Source organism: Nocardioides daphniae (genome assembly GCF_004777465.1).
GTDB classification, from domain to species: Bacteria; Actinomycetota; Actinomycetes; order Propionibacteriales; family Nocardioidaceae; genus Nocardioides; species Nocardioides daphniae.
Genome location: NZ_CP038462.1, coordinates 3,548,372 through 3,558,816, shown reverse-complemented (window position 1 = coordinate 3,558,816; position 10,445 = coordinate 3,548,372). Strand labels below are relative to the sequence as shown.

The 10,445-nt window shown below is 67.2% G+C and carries 12 protein-coding genes; 9 read left to right on the top strand and 3 right to left on the bottom strand.

What is annotated here, in order from left to right; translation table 11 throughout:
* Positions 1-453 precede the first annotated feature (453 nt).
* The 8 genes from rpmH (at position 454) to E2C04_RS17435 (ending at position 5,992) form a co-directional block, all read left to right on the top strand.
* Positions 454-591, top strand: a complete 138-nt coding sequence (gene rpmH, locus E2C04_RS17470; protein ID WP_135833580.1) for a 50S ribosomal protein L34 — start codon at positions 454-456, stop codon at positions 589-591.
* 114 nt (positions 592-705) lie between these two features.
* Positions 706-972: a ribonuclease P protein component gene (rnpA, locus tag E2C04_RS17465; protein WP_135833579.1), complete on the top strand. Its 267-nt coding sequence runs from the start codon at positions 706-708 to the stop codon at positions 970-972.
* A complete protein-coding gene (gene yidD / locus E2C04_RS17460) occupies positions 969-1,217 on the top strand; it encodes a membrane protein insertion efficiency factor YidD (protein WP_135833578.1) in 249 nt (82 codons plus the stop codon). Before rnpA ends, yidD begins: the two co-directional genes overlap by 4 nt.
* Entirely contained in the window at positions 1,218-2,177 is a 960-nt protein-coding gene (yidC, locus tag E2C04_RS17455) for a membrane protein insertase YidC (protein ID WP_268234016.1), read from the top strand.
* Positions 2,178-2,232: 55 nt separating this feature from the next.
* Positions 2,233-2,760 carry a Jag family protein gene (locus E2C04_RS17450; RefSeq protein ID WP_135833577.1) on the top strand — a complete coding sequence of 176 codons (528 nt, stop codon included), beginning with the start codon at positions 2,233-2,235 and terminating at the stop codon, positions 2,758-2,760.
* A gap of 86 nt (positions 2,761-2,846) precedes the next feature.
* Positions 2,847-3,527: a 16S rRNA (guanine(527)-N(7))-methyltransferase RsmG gene (gene rsmG, locus E2C04_RS17445; protein ID WP_229721395.1), complete on the top strand. Its 681-nt coding sequence runs from the start codon at positions 2,847-2,849 to the stop codon at positions 3,525-3,527.
* Positions 3,528-3,950: 423 nt separating this feature from the next.
* Positions 3,951-4,946, top strand: coding sequence for a ParA family protein (locus E2C04_RS17440; protein ID WP_275106527.1), 996 nt, complete (start codon positions 3,951-3,953; stop codon positions 4,944-4,946).
* A complete protein-coding gene (locus E2C04_RS17435) occupies positions 4,943-5,992 on the top strand; it encodes a ParB/RepB/Spo0J family partition protein (protein WP_135833575.1) in 1,050 nt (349 codons plus the stop codon). Before E2C04_RS17440 ends, E2C04_RS17435 begins: the two co-directional genes overlap by 4 nt.
* Positions 5,993-7,309: 1,317 nt before the next feature.
* Here the strand turns inward: E2C04_RS17435 and E2C04_RS17430 are convergent.
* Both E2C04_RS17430 and E2C04_RS17425 read right to left on the bottom strand, forming a co-directional pair.
* Positions 7,310-8,095, bottom strand: a complete 786-nt coding sequence (locus E2C04_RS17430) for a lysophospholipid acyltransferase family protein (RefSeq protein WP_135833574.1) — start codon at positions 8,093-8,095, stop codon at positions 7,310-7,312.
* A 59-nt stretch (positions 8,096-8,154) separates the two neighbouring features.
* Entirely contained in the window at positions 8,155-9,369 is a 1,215-nt protein-coding gene (locus E2C04_RS17425) for a pyridoxal phosphate-dependent aminotransferase (protein WP_135833573.1), read from the bottom strand.
* A gap of 84 nt (positions 9,370-9,453) precedes the next feature.
* On the opposite strand from E2C04_RS17425, the gene E2C04_RS17420 reads away from it, so the two are divergent.
* Positions 9,454-10,134, top strand: a complete 681-nt coding sequence (locus tag E2C04_RS17420; protein WP_135833572.1) for a GNAT family N-acetyltransferase — start codon at positions 9,454-9,456, stop codon at positions 10,132-10,134.
* Here the strand turns inward: E2C04_RS17420 and trxA are convergent.
* A complete protein-coding gene (gene trxA, locus E2C04_RS17415; protein WP_135833571.1) occupies positions 10,109-10,432 on the bottom strand; it encodes a thioredoxin in 324 nt (107 codons plus the stop codon). The two genes, E2C04_RS17420 and trxA, sit on opposite strands and share 26 nt — an antisense overlap.
* Positions 10,433-10,445: the final 13 nt, after the last annotated feature.

Genomic DNA, 10,445 nt, shown 5'->3' with positions numbered 1-10,445 from the left:
GCATGTTGCCCCAAATGGGTGACGTTGCTGGTGCCGCCGGCATCCGGAGAAGGTCCAAGGAACACGATGTGTGCTGGTCAGACCGGGTTTTCGGCACTTTGTGGCACAGGTCACACATGCGCTGGAACGCGTCAGGAGCTGCCAGTGGAAAGCTTCGAGCGAGCAGTGAAAGTAACAACCCGGGCGGCTCGTAGCAAGGCGTCATCCACAGGCCCCGTCGGCGTGTTCCCGTCCGGCCTCCCCAAGGGGTGCGCGCTGGTTTGACCCTCGGACGACGCTCCGCGTACCGTTGGCAGGTCGCCCGACGTCCGCTCGTGGTCGACCGGTGCCGCACGTCCACGGAAATTCACCCACATCAAAGGGTGTGCCGTGGGGAGGGCGGTGCCAGCCGAATGCTGAATCCGCGCCTCCGCCGGAGTGGACACCCCGCAACAAGAACACTGGAGAATTCTCGTGAGCAAGCGTACGTACCAGCCGAACAACCGTCGCCGTCACAAGGTGCACGGTTTCCGCCTGCGCATGCGCACTCGCGCCGGCCGCGCCATCCTGTCGGCGCGCCGCCGCAAGGGCCGCAGCAGCCTCACGGTCTGAGGGCCGACCTCGGCCCACTGAGCGGGACTCCGTGCTGCCGCGTCGCCATCGTCTGACCGAGAGTTCCGGCTTTCGGCAGGCGGTCAGGCGGGGCGCCGCACCGGCAGCCGCACCGTGGTCCTCCACTGGCTCGCCGACGACGGCATCGACTCGTCGCAGGTGGGCTTCGTGGTGAGCAAGGCAGTGGGAAACGCCGTGGTCCGCAATCGCGTGCAGCGACGACTTCGTCACCTGACCCGGGAGCACCTCCAGGAGCTCCCGGGTCGTGGTGTCCTCGTGGTCCGTGCCAACCCGGCCGCAGCCGAGGCGTCGTACGCGACCCTCAAGGGTGACCTCACGAAGGGGCTCGTCCGCCTGCAGCCCGCCGGGTCGCCGTCGTGAAGCACCTGCTGATCGGGTTCCTGAAGCTGTACCGGACCTTCATCAGCCCGCTCTACGGCCAGGTGTGCCGCTACCACCCCAGCTGTTCGGCGTACGCACTTGACGCGGTGCGCGAGTATGGGAGCCTCAAGGGCTCCTGGCTTGCCGTGCGCCGACTGAGTCGGTGCCACCCGTGGGCCGCCGGCGGCTACGACCCAGTTCCACCCCGCACCAGCGCGGACTCCACCCCAACTCGAGGAGCTTGAGTGTTCGGCGACATCGGCAGCGCGATCATGGCGCCGCTCTACTACATCATCTCCGTGGTGCTGGTTGGCTTCCACAAGCTCTTCAGCACCGTGCTCGCTCCGGACAGCGGTGCCGCCTGGGTGCTCTCCATCATCGGCCTCACCGTCGTCATCCGCGCTGCGCTGATCCCGCTCTTCGTGAAGCAGATCAAGTCCAGCCGCAACATGCAGCTGATCCAGCCCAAGGTCCGGGAGCTGCAGAAGAAGTACGGCCACGACCGGGAGCGTCTCGCGCAGGAGACGATGAACCTCTACAAGGAGGCCGGGACCAACCCGTTCGCCTCCTGCCTGCCGATCCTCATCCAGATGCCGATCTTCCTGGCGCTCTTCCGCCTGCTCGATCGTGCCTCGCACGGTGAGTCGCGTGGTGTCCTGACGGAGAAGCTGGCCGAGCAGTTCGGTGAGGCCAAGCTCTTCGGCAGCGTGCCGATCTCCGAGACCTTCCTCGGCAACCTCGGTGGCGGCGGCAGCGTCGCGGTCGTCGTCGTGGCCATCATCCTGGTGCTCGCCATGACGGCCACCACCTTCATGACCCAGCGCCAGCTGATGGCCAAGAACATGCCGGCCGACGCCCTGAGCGGTCCCTACGCCCAGCAGCAGAAGATGCTGCTCTACGTGCTTCCCGTCGTCTTCGGTGTGGGTGGCATCGCCTTCCCCATCGGCGTCCTCATCTACTGGACCGTCTCGAACCTGTGGACCATGGGTCAGCAGTTCTACGTGATCCGGAACAACCCGGCGCCCGGCACCCCCGCGGCGACCGCCAAGCAGGCCCGCGACGACGCCAAGGCTGCTCGCAAGGGCATCCGCAAGGGTGCGCCCGAGGCAGCCCCCGAGCAGGTCGTCGAGGCCCCCGACGTCACCCACAAGCCCGCTCGCCAGCAGCCGAAGCGCCAGACGCGCTCGCAGCGGAAGAAGAGCTGACCCAGATTTCCGTGGCGCCGCGGCGCCACCCTTTCCCTACGCAGCAGGAGAAGTTGTGAGCGAGACCCAGAACGACGCCCCCAACGAGGGCACCGTGGTAGCGGAGGCTCCGCGACCCAGCAAGGTGGAGCGCCTGGAGGCGGAGGGCGACATCGCCGCCGACTACCTGGAGGAGCTCCTCGACATCGCCGACCTGGACGGCGACCTGGACATGGACGTCGACGGCGACCGCGCATCGGTCTCCATCGTCGGTGCCGACCTGTCGATGCTGGTCGGCAGCAACGGCGAGGTCCTCGACGCGCTCCAGGAGCTGACCCGTCTGGCCGTCTACCGTGAGACTGGCGAGCGCTCGCGCCTGATGCTGGACATCTCCGGCTACCGCGCGAAGAAGCGCGAGGAGCTGGTCGAGCTGGCGGCGCGTCTGATTGCCCAGGTCCGGGAGACCGGTCAGAAGGTCTCGCTCGACCCGATGACGTCCTTCGAGCGCAAGGTCGTCCACGACGAGGTGACCGCCGCTGGCCTGGTCTCCGAGTCGGAGGGCGTGGAGCCCCGCCGTCGCGTGGTCATCCTGCCTGCCTCGTAGTCGCTTCGCCTCCCCGTGTTTCACGTGAAACACTAGGGCTTATGGACACACCCCCCTTGCCTTCCCCTCCGGAGTCGGTACGGGGGGTGTGTGCGTCTGAGCGCCTCCCCCTGCTCGAGCAGTACGCCGCCATGCTTGCGACCGACGGCGTCGTACGTGGCCTCATCGGTCCGCGTGAGGTACCGCGGCTGTGGGACCGCCACATCGCCAACTCCGCGATTCTCAGCACCGTGGTCCCCGAGGGGATCACCTTGTGTGACGTGGGGACAGGTGCCGGACTTCCCGGCATGGTGGTGGCCATCGTCCGCCCTGACCTGAAGGTCACCCTCGTGGAGCCGTTGCTGCGGCGTACGACGTTCCTCGACGAGGTCGTGGAGGCGTTGGGGCTGGACAACGTCGAGGTGGTGCGAGGCCGGGCTGATGCCCTGCACGGCAGTCGCACGTTCGACATGGTGACGTCGCGGGCAGTGGCCCCCCTGGACCGCCTGCTCGAGTGGTCGATGCCCCTCGTCGCGCCCGAGGGTGAGCTGTTGGCGCTGAAGGGATCGTCGATCGCGGACGAGATCGAGAACGCCCGACCCACGCTGGAGAAATTCAGGTGCGACGAGCCCGTGGTGGTGGAGCTGGGCACCGACGTCCTCGAGTCCCCCACGTACGCCGTCAGGGTTTCGTGGGCCGATCCCTCCGCGCTACCGTTGCACCTGATCCGTGGCAAGTCTGCCTCGTCCACAGGATCGAAGAGCAAGGCCAAGCGACGCCGCCGGTGACGTGCGAGCATGGGCCGACAGCAGACACGGACCTGCACCAAACCACTTGCCGAGGGGAGACGTCGTGGATCGGGACGAGAAGTCACCCGCGATGCCCCCAGAGTTATCCACCGACGAAATCACCTCGTCTGAGCGTGACTCTCCACAGTTGTCCCGAAGTTATCCACAGGATGGCGATTTCCGAGGGGCGGAGACCCGGCACTCGGATCTCGCTTCGTCACCCGCTGTTTCACGTGAAACGCCCGGCACCTGGTGGACGTCTTGTCCTCGCCGCTGACTCCCGTCTCTGGCCAGGACCTGGCCGAGCGGCGCGTAGCCCCCGTCGCCGATCCGTACGACGCGCTCATTGTCGGGCCCTTGCCCCCTGCTTCCATGCCCCCGGAGCCACTCACCCCCTCCGCCACCCTCACAGGAGCGAACGACTTGTCGAGCAACGAGCCCACCGGTTCCGAACGCGCTGTTTCACGTGGAACCAAGTTCCGCACGGCGGCGGACATCGCTGCTTCGGGGAGCACGCCGTACGACGACAGCACCCCCCTCGCCAGGGCAGCGGAGCACGTCGTCCTGGCCCGTCACGGGCACCTGGTGAAGAACGCCCCGCCTCGTCCCGACAAGACGCGCGTCATGGTCGTAGCGAACCAGAAGGGTGGAGTCGGCAAGACCACCAGCACGGTCAACCTGGCCGCGGCCCTCTCGCAGCTCGGGCAGCGCGTCCTGGTGATCGACCTCGATCCGCAGGGAAACGCGTCGACGGCCCTCAACGTGGACCACCGTCGCGGCACGCCGTCGACGTACGACCTGCTGGTCGACGGAGCGGCCCTGACCGACGTCATCACGGACTGCCCTGAGCTGCCGAACCTCAAGGTCGTCCCGGCGACCATCGACCTGGCCGGCGCCGAGATCGAGCTGGTGTCCGTGGTGGCCCGTGAGAGCCGGCTCCACAAGGCGATCCAGGCGCACCCGTTGGTGGGCACCGCCGCCGATGTCGGTCCCGAGCGCTTCGACTTCGTCTTCGTGGACTGCCCGCCGTCGCTGGGCCTCCTCACCCTCAACGCCCTCGTGGCGGGTGAGGAGATGATGATCCCGATCCAGGCTGAGTACTACGCCCTGGAGGGTCTCGGCCAGCTGCTCGAAACCGTGGAGATGGTGCGCGCCCACCTGAACCAGCGGCTCAGCGTCTCCACCATCCTCCTCACGATGTACGACGCTCGCACCCGACTGGCCGCCAACGTGGCCAGCGAGGTTCGCGACCACTTTGGCGACACGGTCCTCAAGACGATGGTTCCGCGATCGGTGCGTGTCTCCGAGGCGCCGTCGTACAGCCAGACCGTGATGACGTACGACCCGGCCTCGCCCGGCGCCCTCTCCTACTTGGAGGCGGCACGCGAGATCGCCACGAAGGGAGCACCCACGTCATGAGCAACCCGAGCAGCCGTCCCCCGACGCGTCGAGGCCTGGGCCGTGGCCTGGGGGCCTTGATCCCCACCAGCCCGGCGCCGGCCCCGAGGGAGGTCGGTGAGACCCCCGAATCTGCGTTCTCCACGCCGGATTCTGGGGCCAATGGCGCCCGCGGCGCCGAAACCCACTCCGCTCAAAATCGCTCTGACAGAACTGGTTCTGTAGCCTCCGAAGCCACCGACGCTCTCCCGGTTGCCGGTGCCTACTTCCGGGAGCTGCCGATCGGACAGGTGCGCCCGAACCAGTGGCAGCCGCGGCAGGTCTTCGAGGAGGAGGCGCTTGCTGAGCTGGTGCACTCCATCAAGGAGATCGGACTGCTGCAGCCGATCGTCGTACGCCCTGCGGGTGACGACGAGTACGAGCTCATCATGGGTGAGCGGCGCTGGCGTGCATCGCAGGAAGCCGGTCTGGAGACCATTCCGGCGATCGTGCGTGAGACCGAGGACGCGGACATGCTTCGCGACGCGCTCCTGGAGAACCTTCACCGTTCGCAACTCAATCCTTTGGAGGAGGCTGCGGCGTACGGCCAGCTCCTCGAGGACTTCGGCTGCACGCATGACGAGCTGGCTCAACGCATCGGGCGTTCACGGCCGCAGATCAGCAACACCCTCCGCCTCTTGAAGTTGAGTCCCGCTGTGCAGCGACGCGTGGCTGCCGGGGTGCTGTCCGCAGGTCACGCCCGCGCTCTCCTGGCTGTTGACGACTCCGAGACGCAGGACCGGCTGGCACAGCGTGTGGTCGCCGAGGTCATCAGTGTGCGGGCACTCGAGGAGATCGTGGCCATGGGTGACCACGGCCGTCCCGAGCGTGTGGCGCGTCGGAAGAAGCCCACGGCACCCGGGCTCGCCGAGCTCGCTGATCGGCTCTCAGATCGCTTTGAGACGCGTGTGAAGGTGGATCTGGGTCGCTCCAAGGGCAAGATCACGGTTGAGTTCGCCTCCATGGACGACTTGCAGCGCATCATGACGCTCATGGACCCGCGCAATCGTGAGGATCGCGCCATCTGAGCGTGAAAGAGAACCAGTGGACGGGCCGGTTGCAGGTGCAGCCGGCCCGCTCTTCTTTCCCCGTGTGCTGGGTAGGCGGACAGTTGTATCCGGGTGTGTGTCCACGGCGTGGGTCGCGCCGCGTTTCACGTGAAACGTCAGTCGCCCTCGTTGCCCCGCGTGGCGTGGGAGCTGGAGCAACGCCAGTCCTACCGCCTCGAGGACCGTCTGGGCGCGCCGCCCTCATCGAGCACAACGAGGACGAGGACCGTGGGCCGGTGCCCGTCCAGGAGGTCCAGGAATTTGGCGGAAAGGTCTCCGTCTAGGGCGAGCGGCCCGTCGTGCACACCCGAGGTGAGTGCGACGGGCGGGGTACGGTCCTCGTGCGCTACCGCACCAACGTGAGCGACTCGGGGTCCAGGTGGTCGTCCTGCAGCGGCGCGAGGAGCGCGCGGCTGAAGCCTCGTCCCGAACGAGACTGTGTCGCCCCGACGCCAACTGGCAGGCGTGGGGTGGCGGTCGTGTTTCACGTGGAACGGTTGCCCGAGGAGCAGCGACCCGGCGACCACCTGGCCGGGCGGCAGGCGATCAGCCTCGTACCGATGCAGCCAGGGGCACTACCAGGCTCCTCATCGGTCTTCGAGTCGCGACTCCTCTCTCGATCTCCCTGGCCGCGGTCCGGCGACCACCACACCACGTGGTGACTCATCAGAATCCGGCTTGCCGTCGCAGTCCGACCCAGGCTGGACGGAGCCGGGGTCAGCCGCGCGCCGAGGTGCGTCAGGGACCAGCTCCACCCTCTGGCCGGGGTGTTCCCTACGGGATCCCATCGCTCGGCAGTCCCAGACCATTCATTAATATGTCGACATATCGGTTTTGGTGGAGCCGTAGAGCTACGTGCGCGAGTTCTGTGAGAGCGATTTTGAGCGAAGTGGTGATCCGCCCGTCGAACGGCGTACGACCCCAGATCGCTGCAGGGAAACCCGTTTTCGGCGTCCACGGTGCCATCGAAGCCGTGACCCAGGCCCCGCGACAACAGGGCGATCACGTACCGGTTCCACGGGGACACGCGCCCGGGGCTGACTGAACCCGAGCACTGATGACCCGGCTCCGGCGCAAAGCTCGAGGCTGCCCCCCGTCAACCACTGTCACGTCACCCACTGATCCCACCCCCCGCTGACCCCAACCACTTCTCGCCGCGGCCGCGGGACCCGCGGTGCTCTCTTGGACTGCACGACCCGCTGCACCCGTAGAGACTCAATTGTCGACAAAACGACAAGTCCCCTTGCCGATTACTCGACAAGAGGACTCATTTGGTTTCACGTGAAACCAATAGCGCTACTTCTTCTTCTGAGCCTTCGCCGCGCGCTTCTCCACCTTGCGGCGGGCTCGCTCGCGCTTCTCCTCGGCGTCCATCTCAGCAGCACGCTCCAACGTGGGGGCACCGCCGCCGTGACGAGCCGGCAGCCACCAGGAGCCGGGCGGCTGCTGGTCGGCCGGGTAGCCAGCGATGACCTCGTCCAGCATCTCCGTCATGACGCGGTGGAGCTCCGCGTTGTCAGCGTTCGCGTCCTCACCGTTGAACATCAGGGGCTCGCCGACCTTGATGTGGATGTGCTTGCCGCGCTTGAAGTCCTTGGGGTGGTCCTTGGTCATCATGAGCTGCGTCCCCCACAGCACGACGGGGATGACCGGGACGCCAGCGGTGGCCGCGATGCGGACGGCGCCGTTCTTGAACTCCTTGAGCTCCATCGCCCGGGAGATGGTCGCCTCCGGGAAGATGCCGACCAGCTCACCCTTCTTCAGGAAGTCGACGGCGTGGTGGAAGGAGGCGATGCCGTCACCGCGGTCGACGGGGATGTGGTGGAGCGAGCGCATGATCGGTCCGCCGACCGGGTGGTCGAAGACCTCCTTCTTCGCCATGAAGCGCACGAGGCGTCCACCGGCCGGCTGGGCCGCCAGGCCGCCGTAGACGAAGTCGACGTAGCCGATGTGGTTGTACGCCATCAGGGCGCCACCGCTGCGTGGGATGTTCTCCGCCCCGGTGATGGTGATCTTCTGGCCCAGGGCCTTGAACAAGGCCTTGCAGGTCAGGATGACCGGGGGATAGGTGATGTCACGCATGGTGCAAGAAGCTCCTGGCAGTCGGGACGGGGGACTGCCCGAAGCCTAGAGCAGCGGACTCACCGCCGGGTGGCGAGGAAGTCCGCGATACGACCGATCGCCTCTTCCAGGACCTCTGCGTCCGGGAGGGTCACCAGCCGGAAGTGGTCGGGGGCCGGCCAGTTGAAGCCGCTGCCGTGCGTGACCAGGATCTTCTTCGCCCGCAGCAGGTCGAGCACAAACTCCTGGTCGTCGTCGATCTGGTAGACCTCGGGGTCGAGGCGGGGGAAGCAGTAGAGGGCGCCGCGCGGCTTCACGTTGGAGACGCCCGGGATCTCGTTGAGCAGACGGTGGGCGAGCATCGACTGCTCGTAGAACCGACCGCCGGGACCGATGAACTCCTCGATCGACTGGTAGCCGCCGAGCGCCGTCTGGATGGCGTGCTGCGCAGGCACGTTGGCGCACATGCGCATGTTGGCAATCAAGGTGAGCCCCTCGAGGAAGTCGGAGGCCAGCTCCTTGGGGCCGGAGATCATCACCCAGCCGGCGCGGTAGCCGCAGACCCGGTAGGCCTTCGACAGGCCCGAGAAGGTCAGCACCAGGACGTCGTCGCCGGCGTACGTGGCGACGTGGTGGTGCTTGGCGTCCTCGAAGAGGATCTTCTCGTAGATCTCGTCGGCGAAGATGACCAGGTCGTGGCGGCGTGCGATGTCGACCAGACCCTTCACGATCTCCTCGCTGTAGACCGCGCCCGTGGGGTTGTTCGGGTTGATGATCACCAAGCCGTGCGTGTTCTCGGTGATCTTCGACTCGATGTCGGCGAGGTCGGGGTTCCAGTCGTTCTCCTCGTCGCAGACGTAGTGCACCGGCGTACCACCGGAGAGCGTGACGGCGCCGGTCCACAGCGGGTAGTCGGGCGCCGGCACCAGGATCTCGTTGCCGTCGTCCACGAAGGCCTGCAGCACCATGGAGATCAGCTCGGAGACACCGTTGCCGATGAAGACGTCCTCGACGCCGACCTCGCGCAGCCCGTGCGACTGGTAGTAGTTCATCACCGCGGTGCGCGCCGACCAGATGCCGCGCGAGTCGCTGTAGCCCGTCGAGTGCGGCAGGTGGTGGATCATGTCGGCGAGGATCGCCTGCGGCGCCTCGAAGCCGAAGGGCGCGGTGTTGCCGATGTTGAGCTTGAGGATGCGGTGGCCCTCGGCCTCCAGCCGCTGGGCCTCGACGAGGATGGGACCCCGCACGTCGTAGCGGACGTTCTGCAACTTCTTGCTCTGCTTGATCTGGCGCACGCGGTCATCCTGTCAGGTGGGGTCCAGCGCCTACCATTGAATATCCCGCAGAGGTGGTGTGGCACACAGTCGACGGAGGTTCTCGTGGCTCGCAGGACGCTCGACCTGGACACGGTCGCGCTGCGGGAGCTGCGCCCGGAGACCGGCACCTGCCTGCGCTGGAAGTACGACGCGGTCACCGCCGCGACCATCCCCGACGAGCGCGCGGGCGAGGCCCTCGAGGAGTGGGTGGCCGAGGTCGAGGAGCACTGGGGCGTCTGTGGACAGCTGCTGGTGGTCGACGACGCTCCCTGCGGCTACGTCCTCTACGCCCCGCCGACCTTCCTGCCCGGGCTCGGTGACGTGCCCACCGCCCCCGCCTCGCCCGACGCGGTGGTGCTGGCCGAGCTCGCCCTGCCCCTCGACGCCGCCCGTGCCGCCGACGGGAAGCGGCTGATCCAGGCGATGGCCCGCGACCTCGTCACCCGGGACGTCCCGGCGATCGAGGCCTTCGGGACCCACGGCGGCGGGGACGACGACGTACGCGCACGCTGCCTGCAGCCGATCGACTTCCTGGAGTCGGTGGGCTTCACGACGCACAGGGCGCACAGCACCACCCCGCGGCTGCGGATGGAGCTCCGTGCGACACGGACCTGGCGGAGCGAGGTCGAGTCGGCGTGGGAGCGCCTGGTGGGTGCTGTGCGCCCTGCGATGAAGCCTGGGTTGCGGCCCCCGGCGATGAAGCCCGAGGCCGGGGGTCTCAGATCAGACCCTCGAGCTCCTTGAGGATCGCGGCCTTCGGACGGGCACCGACGATGGTCCGGACGACCTCGCCGTTCTGGTACACGTTGATGGTCGGGATGCCGGTGACGCGGTAGGTCGACGGGGTGACCGGGTTCTCGTCGATGTTGAGCTTCACGAAGTTCATCTTGTCGCCGTGGGCGCCGGCGATCTCGTCGAGGATCGGGGCGACCTGACGGCACGGCCCGCACCACTCGGCCCAGAAGTCGACGAGCACGGGCTTGTCGGACTTGAGGACCTCGGTCTCGAAGTTCGCGTCGGTGACGGCGTTGAGGTTGGACATCGTGGATCCTTCC